Genomic DNA, 18,934 nt, shown 5'->3' on the forward strand with positions numbered 1-18,934 from the left:
AAGTGGGCATTCAGCATCTGCAGGTAGTTTTGCAGCTTCTGGTAAGCATCCTCGTCAATGTGAAAAACGCTGCCGCTAATATTGATTGTAAATGTCTTTTTCATCTCTTGTCTGTTTTTTGCGTTTGTGCTTTGGTTTTTCCTTCACCTTACGATTTGCTTGCCTTGATAGTTCCTACCGCTTCTACCAGCTCGTTCCACGAGTTGCCCAGCTCGTGAACAAACTCTTTCCCGGTATCGGTCAGTTCGTAGTATTTCCGGGGTGGCCCCTGGGTTGACTCTTCCCAGTTGTAGGCCAGCAGACCGGCATTTTTCAATCGGGTCAGCAGCGGGTAAAGTGTGCCTTCTACAACGATCATTTTGGAGTTTTTCAACTCATCAATAATGTCGCTTGCATAAAGGGGTTTCCCATCCAGCACCAGTAAGATGCAGTATTCCAAAACCCCTTTGCGCATTTGTGCTTTTGTATTCTCGATCTTCATAATTTGCTCCCTCTCTCTTCTCTGTTTAGTATCTCAATCTTCCCGCTATACGAAGCTTACGGTTACAAGCTCCAGTAGTCGTTGTCTGTCATCCACGCTTCCAGTTCCAACTCCTCTTCCTGGTCAACATCCATCAGGTGGCTTTTGAAATGATTTTCATCCTTCATCCAGTTTTCCAGTTCCAGCGCAGGTTCTGCGGCCGGAAGGGCCAGGTGGGTGTGGGCTCCGAAATAAACATCGTCGGTCATCCAGGCTTCCACTTCCAGTTCGGCATCCGTGGCTTGCTCCAAATAAAAGGCGGTGCTTTCCGTTGCGGCTGGTACGCTTACTTCGGCGACAGTGGTTTCTTCAACCATCAATAAGGCTACCTGTCCAAAACTGTTGTTGGTCAGTAACTGTTTCCAAAATCCTTGTGCGCTCACAGTAAAGCTGATTAATACAAAGCTGATAATTACCGCAGCACTTCTTAACAATACTCGTTCTGTCTGATTGTTGTTGTTTCCGGTGTTTGTCTCTTGTGTTTTCATGATGGGCCTCCTGTGTTTTGTTTCTTGTTTTCTGTTTTCTGTTTTCTAATGGCTTTGAGAACTTGTTTGCTTTCTGTTTCCGTTTTTAAGACGACTGGTTTCTGTTTTCGTTACACTCTGTATAGAACTTTTTTTAAGCTATTTCTATCTTTTACCTTGAATTCGGTATTACAAATATACAAACATTAAATGGTTCTATGCAATACAAAGTACTATCTTTTTTGAAAATATTTTCACAAAAATCACCTAAGTCGCTGATTTAACACACATTAAATACCGAGAGAATTGTAGTCTTTTTTTCAAGGATGGAGCAAAAGAGCTTAAAATCACTAAAATGGACTTCTTTTTTATGCCAACAAGTAATCGAGAAAAAGAAAAGAGAGGTTGAAAAGGGAAGGCTGACACAACCTATCACCAATTTCCACCTGCATATTCTATTCTAAAAAAACAGCATTTACCACTTAACCACTAGTTGTTGCCCTCGCTAAGCAACAAAGAACAAATAACACCGGCACGCAAAAGCATCCGATCGAAGCACGATTTTGTCATCATTTTTTAGCTTCCAAGCCAAGAATGCTGACATTTAACCAAGTCAAAAAACAAAAAGATACCTATCTTTGCTTGCTTGAATTTAAACATAAAAGAATATGGCTAAAGATCAGAGTACTGCTTTCTTTGGACACCCAGTCGGGCTGTCTTCTCTATTTGCCACCGAGATGTGGGAACGATTTAGTTACTATGGTATGCGGGCATTGCTGGTGTTGTTTTTAACTGCCACATTTGCCAACGGTGGTTTTGAAATGGCCGAACTGGATGCTTTTACCATTTACGGTATTTTTACAGGGCTGGTGTATGTTACCCCGATTATTGGAGGGATGCTGGCCGACAAGGTTCTTGGACAACGCAAAACGATATACATTGGCGGGCTAACCATGGCTTGCGGACAGTTTTTGCTGGCTGCAAGTGCAATGGTTGACGGAGGTGATATGGATTTACGTCAAATGATTTTTTATGCCGGCCTTGGAATTCTCATCCTCGGAAACGGCTTTTTTAAACCCAACATTTCAACCATGGTTGGGGAACTTTACGACAACAATGACCCGCGCAAAGACGGTGGATTTACCATTTTCTATATGGGTATCAACCTGGGAGCCTTCATTGCTCCGCTGGTTGCCGGAAAACTAGGTGAGCAAATTGCCTGGGAATACGGATTCATGTCTGCAGGAGCAGGGATGCTAATCGGTACACTCTGGTTTTTTATTCGAAGCCACACACTCGGGCACATTGGAATGCCCCCTAAAGTAAAAAGCGAACGGGTACGCTTAGCGATTAACGACTGGGTAAGCATTGTGCTGTATGTGGTCGGAATTGTAGGCCTAGTCTTCGGAATCATTATGGGCTGGAGTACAATCTCTGCATCGGCTCAAAGCTGGCTGGTACGCATTATTGCTGTGGGAGGTACAGGTTATCTGTTGCTCAATATTTTCCGCGGAACCAATGGAAAAACGGAATGGAGTCGGGTAGCTGTAATTCTGGTACTGGCTGTTTTCAATATCTTTTTCTGGAGCGGTTTTGAACAAGCCGGAACAACCTTCAACATTTTTGCACGTGACAATACACAACGGATGATCGGCAGCTGGGAAATTCCTGCTAGCTGGTTTCAGAGTGTTAATGCCATCTTTATTGTAGGTTTTGCCCCCCTGTTCAGTATTCTTTGGGCCAAACTGGATAAGAAAAACCTCAACCCCAATACTCCCATGAAATTTGCATGGGGAATGATTATGCTGAGCCTTGGTTTTGTTGTAATGGCTATTGCTTACACCAAATCAACTACCGGAGAGGCCATCACACTAGTGAGCCCCCTTTGGCTTGTGTTTGTATTTATGCTGCACACCTTTGGCGAGCTGTGTCTCTCTCCTATCGGCTTGTCGATGGTAACAAAACTGTCGCCCCCGAAATTGGTTTCAACCATGATGGGAGTTTGGATGGGATCCTTTGCAGCCGGTAACTTTGTTGCTTCGCAAATGAAAGCCATCTCCATGAAACTGGAAGCTGCCATCGGGCAGGAAGTACAGGTTTTCTGGTTAATTGCCATTCAATCGGCCATTATAGCCCTGATGTTGGTGGCTCTTTCTCCCTGGCTGAAAAAAATGATGAAAGGCATCAAGTAACGATACAATTTTCATATATGCAGAACCCGGTTCATTTGGACCGGGTTTTCTTTTTTTTTGGCCAGCGATAAATATCAATGCAAAAATCAAACTTCAGATTTTGGGGTTTTATCATTTTGAGTAACTTGGACGCTGCTTATCATTGCAGTACGAAATTTTACAACAGAAATAGATTAAATTATGGCGAAAAACAAACATCCAAAAGGACTTATGATCCTCTTTTTTACCGAAATGTGGGAACGCTTTGGTTATTACCTGATGCTCGGTATATTCACCTTATACATGATTGCCCCGGAAACGGCCAGGTTTGCCGGACTTGGCATGAGCAACATGGAAGCAGCCGATATTTATGGTACCTACCTGGCACTGGTGTACCTCACCCCATTTTTCGGTGGTTTGCTCGCTGACCGCTTTTTAGGCTACCGGCGCTCCATTTACCTTGGGGGTTTATTTATGGCAGCCGGTTACATCGGCCTTTCCATTCCAAACAGCATGATGGCTTTCTACCTCTCGCTGCTAATGATTATTTTAGGAAATGGCTTGTTTAAACCCAATGTTTCGGTGCTCTTGGGAAAACTGTACGAAAAGCCCGAATACGAACATTTGAAAGACTCGGGCTACAATATTTTCTACATGGGAATTAACATTGGTGCATTTGTCTGTAATTTCGTAGCTGCCTGGCTTCGTCTTTCCTATGGCTGGGGATGGGCTTTTGCAGCAGCCGGAGTTGGTATGTTGGTTGGCCTGGTATGGTTTGCCTTCGGAAACTGGCGCGTTCCGGAAATTAAGGAAGCAGATAAAATTTCACCTGCTCGTCCAGGCGATTTATCACTGGCAAAAATTTTCACCGTTTTGTTCTTACCAGCTTTTGCCGCAGCAGCTATTGGCTGGATCATTCCTGATAACATTTTTGGTTCCGACTCCAACGATGCTTTCATCTTCTTCTGCTTGCCCGTGCTGTATTTCTTCTACAATACCTGGCGCACAGCCGACAAGAACGAAAAAGCCCCAATCGCAGCTTTGCTTTCCATTTTCGGAGTTGTCATCATCTTCTGGGCTGTTTTCCATCAAAATGGCTCGGCCCTGACCTATTGGGCACAAAACAACACGGACCGTGAACTTGGCCCCAAAATGGAGCAGGTGATCAACACAATTGCCAGCACCGAAGAGGTTTCAACCGTTCCACGCGAACGTCAAGTAGTTGGCCTGCATGGCGAAAAACTGGGAACAGAAGTTGGCCCAAGCTATTATTTCGACAATTACAACAAAGAGCTTCCGCGAGGAAACCTGGAAGGAAAGCCTGGCGATCTGACCGAAAAAGAATGGGAGAAAGTAAAAGGAAGCTCAACCGGCAAGTTTGGCAAACTAACGCTTTGGCCAACTGAGCTGCAAGCCTCCATCAACCCGTTTTTTGTGGTTATCCTTACTCCGCTGGTGGTTGCCTTTTTTACTTTCTTAGGACGTCGTAAAAAAGAGCCCTCTACTCCCGGCAAAATTGCTTGGGGAATGCTCATCTCTGCAGTGTCGTGGCTGGTAATGGTTGCCGCAGCAGTATTATCGGGCAATGGCGCCGATAAAGCTTCAGTTGCCTGGCTGTTTGGCGTATATGGTGTTATTACTGTTGGAGAGTTGTGTTTAAGTCCAATGGGACTATCACTGGTATCGAAGCTGGCCCCTCGGCGCATTGCTGCCCTGATGATGGGAGGCTGGTTTTTGTCAACGGCTATTGGTAACAAACTTTCCGGGGTCCTTTCCGGAATGTGGGATTTGTTTGAAAAGAAATCCAATTTCTTCCTGACCAATGCAATCCTCACCTTAGGTGCATTTTTCATTATTCTGTTGTTACTCCCCTGGCTCAAGCGGGTGTACAACGAGCACATGCACCATTAAAATGAAACAAAAAACACGCTACAAAGAAGAGGCTGTCCTTAAAAGGACAGCCTCTTCTTTTTCTTCAATTTGTAAAGTCTCTATTCCAACCGAATTTATTTTTTGGCTTGTTGACGAGCTTCCATAAAACGCAGCTGACGCTCCAACATCGCGGTTTTCTTCATTTCAAAACCAGCTGCTCTGGCAGTTTTTACAGGCTGTGCATAAATAGCCTCAATTTCCATTGGTCGCTGATAATCAAAATCCTGCTTCATACTTGGTGCGTATGGAGTCATATTCATTGTAGTTGCGATCATCTTAGCAGCAAACTCTTCTTCCAGCGAACAACCGCAATGGTTAGCAGCATGAACCACTTCCAACATTAATTCTTGCGCCAGCTCTTTGGCATCTGCATTTCCCATCATCTGGTTGGTTGAAGCGTCTAACACAACAGCAAGTCCGTTGAAAGGCACATTCCATACCAACTTTTGCCATCGCGAAAGAACCAGGTCTTCAGAAAATGTCGTAGGTACACCTGCCTGTTCAAAATCCTGGCAAACCTGCTTAAGCACATCCTCTCCTTTGGAAGAATGCATGCCCAAAATCAACCGGCCCAAATCAAGATGCTGAATGTGACCGGGACCAACCTTTTGAGAACAAATAAAAGCCAATCCACCAGCCACATTTAATCCGGGCATTTCTTGGGCTAATTCATCTTCAATCCCCAATCCATTCTGGATTAGCAACACCAAAGTTTGGTCATGAACAATTGGTTTTAAAAGCTCAGGGAGCAAATGATTGCTGGTTGTTTTCAGGCAAACCAACACCACATCGCAAACCGGCATATCTTCTGCTGAAGCATAAGCTGAAACCGGGTGAAGGTGAAAATCCCCTTTGACCGAATCAACCCGTAAGCCGTTATTAACAACCTGTTGATAATCGCTTCGCAACAAGAAATGGATATCAGCTCCAGCTTGCGCCAGTTTTCCTCCATAATAGCCTCCCAGCCCGCCGGCACCGATTAAACCGTATTTTAATTTCATAGCTACTTCTTTTATTGGTTTTTATAAAAAAATAATCCCTAAACTGGTTTTATCACACACCATTTCGGAACACATTAAAGGTGAAAAGGAGCCCTTGGGGACTCCTTTCTATCGTTTATTCTTTCTTTCAACAAAATATGCTAATCCTGAATTGGGCGGAGCGTATCCACACCGATTGTTCCTTTCAGGTCATCCAGGTAAGCCGGTGAAGAAACTTTCTCCAAGCGTGCTTTGGCGGCTTTCAGGCGCTCTGGCAAGTTGAGACGAACTGACGTTTCAGCAAAGTTCTTCCGATTTATCACCTCTTCAATATAGGCTACATTAGTTGTCCGCTGGGCAATATCACGCTTCTGCTTTTCAACCAAGCGCTCCTGATACCAGGCGCTGTTCAAGACGGCTTCGCGGGTAAACATGGCACGAATATCCGGATGACTCCGGTCTTTTCCTTTATACTGACCATCAACCATGATGTGAACAAGTGCTTTTAGCGGAGGACAAAGCAGATCAATCGTTCCATCTCTCATAAACCCTTCAGCAACCCGTTTTTGTGTTACCGACAGGTTTTCAATCGAAGCCACAAACATATCCATATCCTGCATTTCAGGTTTCAGCATTTCATCGCTAAATACGGCTTCGGGCTTACTAAAAATACGGCCCATAAAGTGCGTAACAAAACGCAAAGTAATACGGTAACCCAGCAAACTGGCATCCACCATTTTTCCTTTGTGTTTGAAGTTCTCCACTTTCTCAAGGTAGCCATGCTTAATCAAATACTCCGGCTCGCGCTCCTCAACCGACATGCGACACCACAGTTCGGGAACCAGCAGGCTAATATCATGATCCACTTTATATTTAGGTCCCACATAGCCCGCTGCCGATGAATAGCCATGGTAGCCAGTCAGGATGTAAGACAAGAAAGCGTTATTCAAATCTGCTGCAGGCAACAAGGAGTTAAAAGGTCCCTTGGTTAAAGCTCCCTCTGAACCAAATCCTGTAGTTGAAGGAGATTTACCGGTAATGCTGCAAATAAAGTCAATAAATAACTCTGGCAACTCCTGATAGTGAATGGGGTTATAAACCGCCAAAGGTGGAACATTAATTTCCGGTTCGGCCGGGTTGTTTCTCCGTCCAGGTAAAACCGAATTCACCGGCAAATGAACAGGTTTTTCCAGTGGAATTTTCCGGAAAATCCGTGTGGACATTTCGGCAATGTATTTTTCGACCGGCTCAACCAAATCGGGCCGAATTTGCAAGTAGCGGGGATTCTTGGAAGGTACACCGTCAACCAAGCGTGGCTCTGACGGAACCACCAGGTATTCTGGTTTTGAACTTTCCAGAAACGTATTAATTAAGTCTTTCACGGGCTGAGTATACAACTCAAAACCAATCGCGTCATCTTTAATTTCCTGAACCTGCTCACGAGTAAGCGGCTCAAAGTTGGACAAGAAGGTATTCGGACTGGAAAGGTCTTTTTCTCCTTGCTTGTCATAGCCTTTGATTACGCAGTCATCCGGACGCTGAAACAAGCGGGATTCGCAGTTCTTAACAATCTTCACGCTGGTATTAGCATACTCCGGATTGAGGTTCTCCAGTTTACTGGCATCCAGCGTTACCGAAGCGGTAATATCATCTTCCACCTGCACTTTGCTGGAAGGATTATAATCTTGACGCAACAAGAACAGGCGCCAGGATTTATCCGTATCATGGCCTACACGCAGATAATTGGACAACAACTTGTTGTTTTGGAATTTCAGCTCATTGCCCGGCACACCGTTAATTTTATCTACAGAGAAGTATTTCCGCCAATCTTTATCCCAGTCTTCGCTGTAGTTTCCTTTGATAACATAGACCAACACTTTGATGTGCTGTGGAATGGAAGTCAGCCAGGCATTGTACTCATCCGTGTATTCATCCGAAGGAGTCAGTAATTTAATCACAGAACCCAGCGAACGACGACGGCTCAAGATGTGACGCGATTTGTTGACCGAATAATCGGCCGGAACTTTAAATCGTTTCGAGAAATCTGTCGACATAATTTCTTCTACCCGATCCAGGTCAGCATTCAAGTCAGTCACAATCACCGATCCTTGAATCATGGCATCTTTAATCGATTTTGAAATCTCCGACTTTCCACCGCCGGAAACGGTACAAGGCTTGTGACATAAAGTTCCTTCGGCCTGAGTTCCTACCAAATGCCATTTTGGTCCTTCAATGCGTTTTTTCATTTCTACCCGGTAACCATTCGGATAGATGTAATATTTATAAGGCAGTAACTTAATGGTCTGCTTTTCGCCGGCTTTGTCCCAACTGATCGTTTGTTTTAATAAATCGAAGTTCGCATCCTCCGGGATATAAATAACCTGCGGGTAATTTTTATCAACCGCATAGCCTTCTTCTTTAAGTTCAATCAGGTCGGCAAACAAGTAAATAAAAGAGGCAAAATCAAGTCCGTTAGACGGAAGCCGTTCGTCGAGGTAGCATTTTTCGCCCAAGTTGTAACTGCGAAAGGCGATGGCGCCACCGGCATGCTCTTCTTCAGCCAAACCATAAAGGTTCGCCGAGTAACCAATCATCGTTTTTACTTCTTTCTTGCAATAGCCATAGTAGTTATCCGCGATCAAAGTAACAACCACGCCGCGCTCATCACGTGCAGTAATTTTGAAGGCCGTTCCATCATTGTATTTTTCGTCCTCCTTTTTCCAGCACATGCCATCCCGACGCTGACGCTCGGTAGCATTATCAAAATGAGGAAGTCCCAGTTCCTTTTTAGTCATCTTGGTCAGGTGAGGCGCCAAAATTACACAACCGGTATGTCCGGTCCAGTTTTCAGGCGAAAGTGCCGCATCATTCTCGGGCAAAAACGGATCGCCTGCATTCCCAAAAATAGACTCTACAAAATCGAGGTTGGATACCAAACTTCCCGGAGCCAGGAAGTTAACTTCCATAGATTTTTCCTTCATTACGCCAGGTACTTCCGGTACCACAATTGGGCGCAGCATCAAGCTTACAAACAATTCAGCCGGCTCTTCTTGTTTGGCCGTAAACGGCAGCTTTAAACTCTCCTTCGGCGGATTCAGTGCAGCCTGCAACAACTTACAGAAAGTAGCTTTAGGCACGGCTTTCTTATCGTCCGGGATAGGCAGTCCACCCTCGGCAATGTGAAAAACGCCTTTGGTTGTCCGTCGGTCTTCTTTCGGATTATTTAAAATCCCCTGCGATGTCCGATAGGACTTGATGATGTCGGTTTCATGGTAGTCCGTATTCAACGGAAGCGAAACCATCCGGGCCAATCCATAGCGATCAAGAATAAACGGGTGTCCCGGAAAAGTGATGGTATTGTCGCCAGGCACATCACTTAAATAGTCATCCAGAAACTTTTGAATCCGCTCCCCCATAGGCGAACTGTTGCTATCCAACAGTCGCGACTTGATGTTGTAATTATTCAACAAAGGCATGGCCATCTCCAAAAAGTCAGACTTCGTGCCGTTAATTGTCGTAGGATAACCGTCAGCAGCCAGCTTCAGGTTAATATATTGAATCTTTTTCTTGTCCGATACCATAGGCTCATTTTTGTCAATGCCTACTATTCCAAAGGTTCTGTTTACAGTCATGATATCTATTTTTTAGTGTTGATTTTAGAAGAACACATTTTCAACTCAAAATCTCCAAATTAAACCAAGTTTCCCCGGTTGATTATTTAACAAAGACAAACGAATTATCAAACAAAAGTTCGTATAAACTAATGCTTCATAGCGTCTTGGTGCACATTCAAAATTAAACAGAAAAAGGATAGTCTGCCAGAGCCGGAAGCCCAATTGCTCTAAGTTTAACGCAAACATCACATCCTAAAAAAAGGGAGCTCACTGGCTCCCTTTTCACGACGTAGGCACGTTTATACCTTGACATCCACGAGTGCTCCTTCGATGATCTGATCCACAACATCTTCATCCAGCAAGGTTGAAATGTCCCCCAAATTGGAAGCATCACCTTCGGCAACTTTCCGAAGAATCCGACGCATGATTTTACCGCTTCGGGTTTTGGGAAGCCCCGGAACCAATTGCACCAGATCGGGCCGGGCAATGGGACCAATAATTTTAGTAACTCCCTGCATAATACTTCGCCGAATCCCTTCTTCACCACCAGTTGACAGCTCGCCACAAACCACAAAGGCATAAATGCCCTGTCCTTTGATGGCATGAGGATACCCCACCACGGCTGATTCATTAACCAAGGGGTGTTCGTTAATCGCGTTTTCAATTTCCGCGGTTCCCAGCCGGTGTCCTGACACATTAATAACATCATCCACCCGGCCCAGAATTCGGTAATAGCCATCTTCATCTCGCTTAACACCGTCTCCGGTAAAATACATTTTGCTGTAGCTTGAAAAATAAGTGGTTCGAAATCGCTCATGATCGCCCCAAATGGTCCTTGCCATACCCGGCCAGGGAAACTTGATGCATAAATTTCCCTCCACCGAATTGCCACTTAATTCTTTGCCTTCGTTACTAACAATGACCGGCTGAATACCAGGCAAGGGCAAAGTGGCAAATGAGGGCTTCGTTGGCGTAATTCCTGCCAGTGGTGAAATCATAATACCACCGGTTTCGGTTTGCCACCAGGTATCCACAATCGGGCATTGACTCATCCCTACATGATCGTGATACCAGTGCCAGGCTTCTTCATTAATGGGTTCTCCAACCGTTCCGAGCACCTTTAACGAGGCCAGTTTTTTATTTTCCAGAAACTCATTTCCCTTAGCTAACAGGGCCCGAATGGCTGTTGGTGCCGTATAAAACTGATTAACCTGGTATTTGTTAACAATATCCCAGAACCTTCCGGCATCGGGCCAGGTTGGTACCCCTTCGAACATCAGGGTTTTGGCCCCTGTCAATAAAGGACCATAAACAATGTAGGAGTGGCCGGTGATCCAGCCAATATCAGCGGTGCAGAAGTAAACATCGCCGGCGTGGTATTGAAAAACATTAGTGAAGGTATAAGCAGAATAAACCATGTATCCGCCTACTGTGTGTACAATTCCTTTAGGCTTCCCGGTAGAACCCGAGGTATAGAGAATAAACAAAGGGTCTTCCGAATCCATAATCTCGGCCGGGCAAACATCCGACTGTCCGTCAACGGCTTTGTGCCACCAAATATCGCGCCCAACAATCATTTCAATGGGGGAATTGGTTCGCTTCAGCACCACCACCGTTTCAATGGTCGAACACGACTCCAGCGCTTCATCTGCAATTTGTTTCAAAGGCGTAACTTTATCTCCCCGAAAGCCGCCATCCGCAGTTAACAACACTTTTGCCGACGCATCATTGATTCGTTCCTGCAAGGCATTGGCTGAAAAGCCGGCAAACACAACGGAATGAATAGCACCAATACGGGCACAAGCCAGCAAAGCAATGGCCAGCTCCGGAACCATCGGCATGTAAATAGCCACCCGGTCACCTTTACCAACACCTAAACGCCGCAACGTATTGGCAAACTTATTCACTTCAGAAAAAAGTTCAGCATAGGTTAAAACCCGAGACTCATCCTGGGGGTTGTTGGGCTCCCAGATAATGGCTTCCTGATCTCCATGCGTATAGAGGTTACGCTCGAAGATATTTTCGGTAATATTCAACTTTCCGTTCACATACCATTTAATACTGGGTTCATCAAAATTCCAATCAATCACGTTTTCCCAACGTTTACGCCAAAAAAAACTCTCCCCTTGCTGGGCCCAGAATGCCTGAGGATTAGCAATGCTTTTTTGGTACTCGTGAATATAGCCTCCCAAGCTATGAATCTTGTTTATCATTTTATTCGTTTTATAGGTTGTTTTCTTAAAAAATTAGACTATACTAATTTAAACTGAATAAAAATAAGATGCAAGAATATATCCTATTCGTAATTAAATCAACTCCTTTTGATGACACCTCTATCTTTTCCACCTTTAAACCTGCTCATTGACACTTGCAGGCAGGTGCCCAAAATAGTCGTTCTCATCCATTCCCAATACCAAACGAGGAGCAATCAATCCACCCAAAAAAATGTCTGAAAAAATCACAGCATTTCGATTTGGAAAATTCAATATTCCTTGCCAATTTCGTAGACTGATTAGTCTATTTATTATGAGTGAAAAAAGAGCACAAATCTTAACAACGTCCTTGCGATTATTCGTAACCAATGGTTTTCATGCCACACCTACTTCCCAAATTGCCAAAGAATCAGGGGTAGCCACGGGTACCTTGTTCCATCATTTCAAAACAAAAGAGGAGCTGATCAACACACTTTACCTGGAAACCAAAGGCGAAATGATCCAGTCGCTGTCAAACAAAGTTGATGAACAAGAAACCATCAAAGGGAAATTGAGACAAATTTTCTTCAATGCAATTCACTGGGCTGTAACCCATCCGGATCACCAGCTTTTTTACAGCCAGTACAGCAACTCCCCCTTTATCACCAATTTAACCCGGGAACTTGGCTATCGGCGTTTTCAGTTTATTTACGACATTCTGAAGCTCGGACAGGAAAAGGAAATTCTAAAGCCCATAGACATTGATTTGATGTTTGAGGCCATTGATGGCACCTTAATGGGAATTACAAAATACCTGCTCATCCATCCAGAAAAAATTGCAGATGAGATGTGTCTCGAAAACGCTTTCACCTTATACTGGGATACACTGAAGGGTTAAATCAGCAGACTAATCAGTCTATAAAAAAAAGAAACAAATCGCACAAAATAGCAAGACAATGACAACAATAGACAGAGATAAACCCATACTGGTAACCGGCGGCACCGGCTATCTTGCTTCATGGATTATCAAGCAGTTGCTGGACGAGGGCTTTCAGGTAAATACAACCGTTAGAGATAAGTCGGTCCAAAAGAAATACCAACACTTGCTGGATATCACCTCGAAAAGCAAAGGTAAATTAGCCATTTATGAAGCAGACCTGCTGCTGGATCATTCGTTTCAGGAAGCGATGGAAGGCTGCGAGTTGGTCATTCACACAGCCTCTCCATTTAAAATAACAGCGATAAAAAATGCCGATAAAGAGCTGATTCAACCGGCTCTTCAAGGTACCCGAAATGTTTTATTCTCGGCCAACGATTCGGGATCGGTCAAGCGGGTGGTACTCACCTCCAGCATTGTGGCCATGGTAGGCGATGCCCGCGATGTAAAAGAACAAAACAACGGTGTATTCAATGAGAAAAGCTGGAATACCAGCAGCTCCGCGGAGTATCAGCCTTATCCGTATTCGAAAACAATTGCGGAAAAAGAAGCCTGGAAGATTGCAGAAAAACAAAACCGCTGGGACCTGGTCGTCATCAACCCGGGCTTTATCCTTGGTCCGTCCCTTAGCCAGCGCTCCGACTCTACCAGCATCAACCTGATGATTCAACTATTCTCTGGCAAATTTAAATCGGGCGTTCCGACGGGCGACCAGGCCATTGTTGACGTTCGCGATGTGGCCCGAGCCCATATTCTAGCCGGGCTAATACCCACGGCAAGCGGACGCCACCTGGCTGCAGCCCATCAAAAAGATTTTCTGGCTATTGCCAACATCATCCGGAAACAACACCCCAATTATCCACTGCCCAAAAAATATGTTCCGAAGTGGTTGTTTCAACTCATAGGACCACTCATGGGATTCTCGCGGAAGTATGTAAAACGCAATATGGGCTACGACTTTGTCTTTGATAATTCCTACATCAAGAAGGATTTAAAGATGAGCTTCATTTCCTTTGAAAAGACGATTACAGATCATTTTAACCAGTTGGTGGAAGATGGTTTAATCCCTGATTTACGCGCATGAAGAAACAAACTGCCATTGTAATTGGAGGCACGGGCCTGGTTGGAAATCATCTAATCAGGCTCTTGCTTTAAGACAAACGTTTTGATCGGGTTCGGGCTTTCGGGCGTCGGAGCACCGGCTTATCCCACCCCAAACTTGAGGAACACCTGGTTGATTTTGATCAAATCTCGAACTGGGCTCATTCTGTTCAGGGCGATGTGCTTTTTTCAGCCTTGGGAACTACCCTCAAAAAAGCAGGCAGCAAAGAGAAGCAGTTTCTTATTGACTATACCTATCAGTACCAGGTAGCAGAAGCTGCAGCCAGCAATGGCGTTACTTCTTATGTGCTGGTTTCATCGGCAGGAGCCAATGCCAAATCCAAACTATTTTACAGCCGGTTAAAAGGTCAGCTGGATGAAGCGGTTCAGCAAACAGGCTTTAAGCAGGTGGCCATTCTGCGACCATCATTTTTGGATGGAGAACGCCAGGAACAGCGCACGACCGAACAGATTGGCCTCAGCGCAATGCGTTGGCTTACCCAGTTTATATTCAAAAGGTACCGCCCTATTCATGCAAAAGTTGTTGCACAGGCAATGATTAATGCCTTTTTTAGCAAGACAGCAGTTCCCACCTATACCATTTACGAACTGGACGAGCTGTTTCCTGTGGCCAGCGGCGAACTGACCAAAGAGACACAAACCAATCCTGAAGCTAGTTAAAGATTGAAAATGTACCCCAAAGAAAAACGTAAGAAAGAATTGTTCGGATAATCCAGCCCTTCATCCATCGTCCGGGGAATATTATAAATCCAGGCAGCCTCAAAATCGAAGCTTTTGTACTTCACGCTCAAAGGCACTTGCAGCTGTAGATTCATCAAGCCAAAAACATCCTTAAAGTCGGTAATGATTTCTGTGTTGGTGTCCGGATCAATGATGGGCGCATTAAGCTGGTATTCGACCAACTCTGACCCAAAGTAAAGCGACAGTTCGGGTTCGAACCTGATTTTATCGTATCGCCTCAGTTGCACCAGATTGAGATAGGCATACACATCCCAGGAAAGGGTCGCCCCCACCTCTTTTCCCATTAAAAGGTAAGTATCAAAGCGGGTACCGAAGTGCTCACTTTTTAAGGTTACCCCAAGATCTACACCACTGCTGTACAAGGGATCAAAGTCCGGATCGTCATTGTTGTAAATAAAATAATCGTAGGATAGCCGATACCTCAAAAACTTCATCTTTTTCAGACTTCGGGCATAGCCTGCCGTCAGCACTGTTGTTCCGTAGCCCGGCTCAAGCTGGCTATACCACGCACCTGCTATTCCGGCATAAAAACCCTTGGAGTGCAGGTAAAAAAGCTGGCTGCTCAAGTTGTACTGCTGATTCCCAATTTCCCGTCCGGCAAAAAAGGTCTGCGAATCGAAGTTACTTCGCCAATACAAGAACTGATAGTTTTGCTTCACGCCAAACAGGTAACTCAACTCATCATCATTAAAAATAACCTCGTTCAACAAGGAGTCAAGTCGTGCTTCCTCTAAATCATCAATCACATTGGGCTGCTGGGCTTTCAGTCCGGTATTCCAGAAAATAAGCAGCACGATGACAAATGCAGAAATTCTTTTCATGAGATGTATTTTTTGATTGATCAGTTTTCGTTTAAAAGAAAAGACCCGTGACGACCAAGGATCATCAACGGGCCTTTTGGGCTCAATAGCTTAGTTTCCTCCCTTACCATTTCCTCTTTTAGCCTGCTGCTGCGCTTGTTGTTGCGCCTGTTGCTGTGCTTGCTGTTGTGCTTGTTGCTGCGCCTGCTGTTGAACTTGCTCATTCAGCTGAGTTTGTGTTTCCTGGTGAATTTGGTTGCGCATCCGTTGTTGAACACCACTACCCATGCCTTCTGCATTGTCCTGTTGTTGCAGTCGTTTCCGTACCTGTTGCATTTCACCTGCTCCCATATTGGTTTGCATTTGTGCCCGCTGTTCTTGCCGAAGTTGGTTATGTGCTTCCAACATTTCCTTTTGCTCTTCGGTAAATGAAGCCTGCAAAGCCTCCCGTTTTTCTTCCCGGGTCATTTCGGTATTTTCCAAAATGGCCAGCTGTTCTTCCGAGAACGTAGCCCGGAAAGCATCTCTAAATTCTTTTCCGTTGGCACGAGCCTGATTCAAAATGGCTTGTTGCTCACCGGTAAGTTTCAACGATTGATCTCTCAGTCGAAGGCGATCCTGTGTCTGATCTTTGTCCTGATCGGTATCCTGATCCTGATGAATTCGGTCACGGGTCTGGGTGCCATTCCCCTGCGCCCATACGGTGGTGGTAGTCATCCCCACCAATAGGGCTAATGCTGCGAATGTTCGAATGATTGCTTTCATAACATGTGTTTTTATGATTCCTTCTAAATATCTTTCACCTGTAAACCGCATGAAATTCCGTTTACCCTACCTTGCCTGATTATTTTTTCTGAAACGATGTTCGCCTCCCCAATTACCGGGCAACAAGCAATTCATTTCCGGCTAAGCAAGTGGAATCTTTTATTCTGGCTAGAAGGACAAATTAAGAAAAACGGTTGGCGTAAACGGAATGGCTTCAGCATGCAGGTTTATGGAGACATCCTGTTCTTCGGGCAACACGATAAAGTTCGCATACTTCAAATTGGAATGGTTCAAGACATTCAGAATCGAAATTCCGGCTTCAAGGGAAAAGGCTGGTGCAGCCCAACGATAAGTAGCTGCCAGATCCAACCGATTGTAATTCTGTTCCGACAGTCCGTCAACAGCCAGACGCGGGTCGGGAAAGCCAGAACCAAAAACATAACTGGAAGAAAGATGAACCGGATCAAAATTCAGCAGAAGCGCCGCTTTCAACTCGTGGCGCTGATCATGCAAAGCCCGTTGAAAAGCCGTGCTTGCAAAATAATCAAAATGCTCCAGAGTCTCGCTCAAAGTATAGCTTATCCAGGCTTCGTGCCCTTTATATTCCTGTTTGATGAAGAAATCAAGTCCATGTATTTTACTCTCACCTTCATATAAATTTGGCGCGGCAAACTGGTCTACATAACGCGTCAGTCCATCTGTGTTTTTTCGGAAAGCCTCCAGGCTCACCAGCAATTTATTCCGATGGAAACTTAAGCCAGCCACACCATGCGTTGCTTCCAAAACCGGAACAGCCTCCTCATCACAAACCGACCACAAATAGTGGTAGTTGCCCTCTCCGTCCACCAACGAACTACGTGTTATAAACTGGTTATGGCGTCCTGCTGCCAGGTTCAGTTTAAATCCTTTGCCCAATGCAAAGCCGGCCGAGAACCGTGGTTGCCAATACCATTTATTGAGGTTGATTGAATAATTTGAGCGTAAACCAAATTTAAGATCAACCCCCGATGTTACGGCAATGGCATCCTGCACATAAATATTCAAACGCGAGGCCTCAACCTGATGATTGGTCAACTGCACCTGAAATGAATCTTCCTGAAATTGAATCGGGTTGAACACCCATTCCGCACCCCACTCCAGCTGATGGCGTTCGGCCAGCGCCTTTTGATGGCTAAGCCGCACTTTTGCTTCAGCTACGGCATTCCACAAAGTCTGATTTTTATTCAATACATTATCGAAGCCACCTGTTCCGGAACCACGACCTTGTCCCCCCTGTCCGGAGGACTGGCGACCAATCGATCGCAAGGTTCTCACATCTTTATCCAGCTTCGAATACGCCGCGGACAATTTAGTCCGACTTCCATTTTCCCATTTCTTCTGAAAAAAGCCGGAAACAGCAAACTGCTTGTTATGCTCATGATCTTCGTAATCATACTGAGACTGCTCACTCTCCACATCCAAAGAATACGAAAAACGATCTTCGCCAAGTAAGGCGCTAATTCCGTAAGAATCCCCGTTGTTAGTGATCCCCGAATATTTCAGATTTAAATCGCGAAAATTATAATCCGGAGAGATGGTCCGTTCGCTGATATTGCGCGAATTGCCGGAGCGACCGCTTCGAAAGGTCAGTTGCTCACTGTCATACAGTTCGTAATACGTTTGCCGAAACGCAAGCGTAAGTGCCGCTTGTTGAGCCACCGGCACACTCAACATCCCATTAAGCGTCATGTTATTAACACTCATTTTGACATGCGGACGATGCCTGTCTCCATCAACGCCGGTAATGTTTACCAAACCACCAACCCGTCCGCCCTGATCAGCGCCATAAGCACCTTTAAGCACCTGAATATCCTTTGCCATCAGCGGATTCACAGCACTGATGTTGTCGTTAAAATTCTTCATTCCGAACAAGGTAAACCCATCAAAAAGCACCTGGCTTTGCCCTTCATAACTTCCCCAAATAACCAAATCATTGGACTGTTCGCCTGCTGCCAGAATTCCGGGCTGCAACCGCAGCAGGTTGAAAACGGAATTATCGCCATTGCCGGGTAAAAACTGCGCAACCTGATGATTTAAGCGAAGTACTCCCGGCTTATTTCCAAGCTGCAGGGATCGCACAACCTTCACCCCTTTCACCTCAACTTCCTGAAGCTGATAATTGGAAGGCCGCATTAGGAACTGATGTTTTGCTCCGGCTTCAACCAGCGTATCCAACATGAAGTAGCCAAGATAAGAGGCCTGCAAATGAAATTGTTTGTCCTCTCCAACAAAGGAGAAACTTCCGTTTTGATCACTGAGCAAACCTGTCCCGTTAATTTGAAGATGTGTGTAAGGCAACGATTCCGAACTTAGGTGGTCGTAAAAACCACCGCTCAAAACATAACTTTGGGGAATTGGATCTGCATGAAATTCGTAAAACAAATACACCGACCCTAATTTTTTATAAGCTGCCGGACGGTCTTTCAACAAAAAATCAAAGGCTTCCTCAGGCGAAGCAAATGCCTGCGAAACCGTCACATTAAACGTTGAAAAGTAGTGATCATCCAAAGAATATTGCAATTCATAGCGCTCGCAAAGATCGATAAGAATACTGTTCAGGCTTTTTTCCTGATAATCCAGTTCAACTTGCTGCGCCAGGCTAAGCAAACATGAAAAGAGCAGTCCGAGCAATAACGCGTTCTTTTTCAATTTCT

Annotated in this window: 12 protein-coding genes and 1 pseudogene; 5 read left to right on the plus strand and 8 right to left on the minus strand. The window is 45.0% G+C overall.

What is annotated here, in order from left to right; all coding sequences use genetic code 11:
* Window positions 1–148: 148 nt before the first annotated feature.
* Window positions 149–481: a PadR family transcriptional regulator gene (locus Q1A18_RS16380; RefSeq protein WP_299583097.1), complete on the minus strand. Its 333-nt coding sequence runs from the start codon at window positions 479–481 to the stop codon at window positions 149–151.
* A gap of 62 nt (window positions 482–543) precedes the next feature.
* Window positions 544–1,008 carry a hypothetical protein gene (locus tag Q1A18_RS16385; protein ID WP_299583100.1) on the minus strand — a complete coding sequence of 155 codons (465 nt, stop codon included), beginning with the start codon at window positions 1,006–1,008 and terminating at the stop codon, window positions 544–546.
* Window positions 1,009–1,655: 647 nt separating this feature from the next.
* On the opposite strand from Q1A18_RS16385, the gene Q1A18_RS16390 reads away from it, so the two are divergent.
* Both Q1A18_RS16390 and Q1A18_RS16395 read left to right on the plus strand, forming a co-directional pair.
* Entirely contained in the window at window positions 1,656–3,179 is a 1,524-nt protein-coding gene (locus tag Q1A18_RS16390) for a peptide MFS transporter (protein ID WP_299583102.1), read from the plus strand.
* A 180-nt stretch (window positions 3,180–3,359) separates the two neighbouring features.
* A complete protein-coding gene (locus tag Q1A18_RS16395) occupies window positions 3,360–5,069 on the plus strand; it encodes a peptide MFS transporter (RefSeq protein WP_299583104.1) in 1,710 nt (569 codons plus the stop codon).
* Between the two features lie 95 nt (window positions 5,070–5,164).
* On the opposite strand, the gene Q1A18_RS16400 is transcribed toward Q1A18_RS16395, so the two are convergent.
* From Q1A18_RS16400 to acs, 3 genes are all read right to left on the minus strand, one after another.
* On the minus strand, window positions 5,165–6,091 hold the full coding sequence (locus Q1A18_RS16400; RefSeq protein WP_299583107.1) for a putative 2-dehydropantoate 2-reductase: 927 nt from the start codon (window positions 6,089–6,091) through the stop codon (window positions 5,165–5,167).
* A gap of 140 nt (window positions 6,092–6,231) precedes the next feature.
* A complete protein-coding gene (locus tag Q1A18_RS16405) occupies window positions 6,232–9,702 on the minus strand; it encodes a hypothetical protein (protein WP_299583110.1) in 3,471 nt (1,156 codons plus the stop codon).
* Between the two features lie 281 nt (window positions 9,703–9,983).
* Entirely contained in the window at window positions 9,984–11,897 is a 1,914-nt protein-coding gene (gene acs / locus Q1A18_RS16410; protein WP_299583113.1) for an acetate--CoA ligase, read from the minus strand.
* Between the two features lie 313 nt (window positions 11,898–12,210).
* On the opposite strand from acs, the gene Q1A18_RS16415 reads away from it, so the two are divergent.
* The 3 genes and pseudogenes from Q1A18_RS16415 to Q1A18_RS16425 form a co-directional block, all read left to right on the plus strand.
* Window positions 12,211–12,774, plus strand: a complete 564-nt coding sequence (locus Q1A18_RS16415) for a TetR/AcrR family transcriptional regulator (protein WP_299583116.1) — start codon at window positions 12,211–12,213, stop codon at window positions 12,772–12,774.
* Between the two features lie 58 nt (window positions 12,775–12,832).
* Window positions 12,833–13,897 (plus strand): aldehyde reductase, encoded by a 1,065-nt coding sequence (locus Q1A18_RS16420; RefSeq protein ID WP_299583119.1) that lies wholly within the window; start codon window positions 12,833–12,835, stop codon window positions 13,895–13,897.
* 98 nt (window positions 13,898–13,995) lie between these two features.
* Window positions 13,996–14,595 (plus strand): annotated as a pseudogene (locus tag Q1A18_RS16425) (hypothetical protein); the annotation flags it as partial.
* On the opposite strand, the gene Q1A18_RS16430 reads toward Q1A18_RS16425, so the two are convergent.
* The 3 genes from Q1A18_RS16430 to Q1A18_RS16440 all read right to left on the minus strand — a co-directional run bounded on the left by Q1A18_RS16430 (window position 14,592) and on the right by Q1A18_RS16440 (window position 18,929).
* Window positions 14,592–15,497 carry a hypothetical protein gene (locus Q1A18_RS16430; RefSeq protein WP_299583122.1) on the minus strand — a complete coding sequence of 302 codons (906 nt, stop codon included), beginning with the start codon at window positions 15,495–15,497 and terminating at the stop codon, window positions 14,592–14,594. The pseudogene Q1A18_RS16425 and the gene Q1A18_RS16430 overlap by 4 nt on opposite strands.
* A gap of 90 nt (window positions 15,498–15,587) precedes the next feature.
* Window positions 15,588–16,241, minus strand: a complete 654-nt coding sequence (locus Q1A18_RS16435) for a hypothetical protein (RefSeq protein ID WP_299583125.1) — start codon at window positions 16,239–16,241, stop codon at window positions 15,588–15,590.
* 168 nt (window positions 16,242–16,409) lie between these two features.
* Complete coding sequence (locus Q1A18_RS16440; RefSeq protein WP_299583128.1) at window positions 16,410–18,929, minus strand: TonB-dependent receptor; 2,520 nt, start codon at window positions 18,927–18,929, stop codon at window positions 16,410–16,412.
* Window positions 18,930–18,934 lie beyond the last annotated feature (5 nt).

This window comes from uncultured Sunxiuqinia sp., from assembly GCF_947495665.1.
Classification (GTDB): Bacteria; Bacteroidota; Bacteroidia; order Bacteroidales; family Prolixibacteraceae; genus Sunxiuqinia; species Sunxiuqinia rutila.

Excerpts from the sequence above, each read along its gene's own strand:
- Q1A18_RS16395 (WP_299583104.1), top strand. The coding sequence starts at position 3,360 with ATGGCGAAAAACAAACATCCAAAAGGACTTATGATCCTCTTTTTTACC.
- Q1A18_RS16405 (WP_299583110.1), bottom strand. The coding sequence starts at position 9,702 with ATGACTGTAAACAGAACCTTTGGAATAGTAGGCATTGACAAAAATGAG.
- Q1A18_RS16435 (WP_299583125.1), bottom strand. The coding sequence starts at position 16,241 with ATGAAAGCAATCATTCGAACATTCGCAGCATTAGCCCTATTGGTGGGG.
- Q1A18_RS16380 (WP_299583097.1), bottom strand. The coding sequence starts at position 481 with ATGAAGATCGAGAATACAAAAGCACAAATGCGCAAAGGGGTTTTGGAA.
- Q1A18_RS16400 (WP_299583107.1), bottom strand. The coding sequence starts at position 6,091 with ATGAAATTAAAATACGGTTTAATCGGTGCCGGCGGGCTGGGAGGCTAT.
- Q1A18_RS16390 (WP_299583102.1), top strand. The coding sequence starts at position 1,656 with ATGGCTAAAGATCAGAGTACTGCTTTCTTTGGACACCCAGTCGGGCTG.
- Q1A18_RS16385 (WP_299583100.1), bottom strand. The coding sequence starts at position 1,008 with ATGAAAACACAAGAGACAAACACCGGAAACAACAACAATCAGACAGAA.
- Q1A18_RS16430 (WP_299583122.1), bottom strand. The coding sequence starts at position 15,497 with ATGAAAAGAATTTCTGCATTTGTCATCGTGCTGCTTATTTTCTGGAAT.
- acs (WP_299583113.1), bottom strand. The coding sequence starts at position 11,897 with ATGATAAACAAGATTCATAGCTTGGGAGGCTATATTCACGAGTACCAA.
- Q1A18_RS16415 (WP_299583116.1), top strand. The coding sequence starts at position 12,211 with ATGAGTGAAAAAAGAGCACAAATCTTAACAACGTCCTTGCGATTATTC.
- Q1A18_RS16420 (WP_299583119.1), top strand. The coding sequence starts at position 12,833 with ATGACAACAATAGACAGAGATAAACCCATACTGGTAACCGGCGGCACC.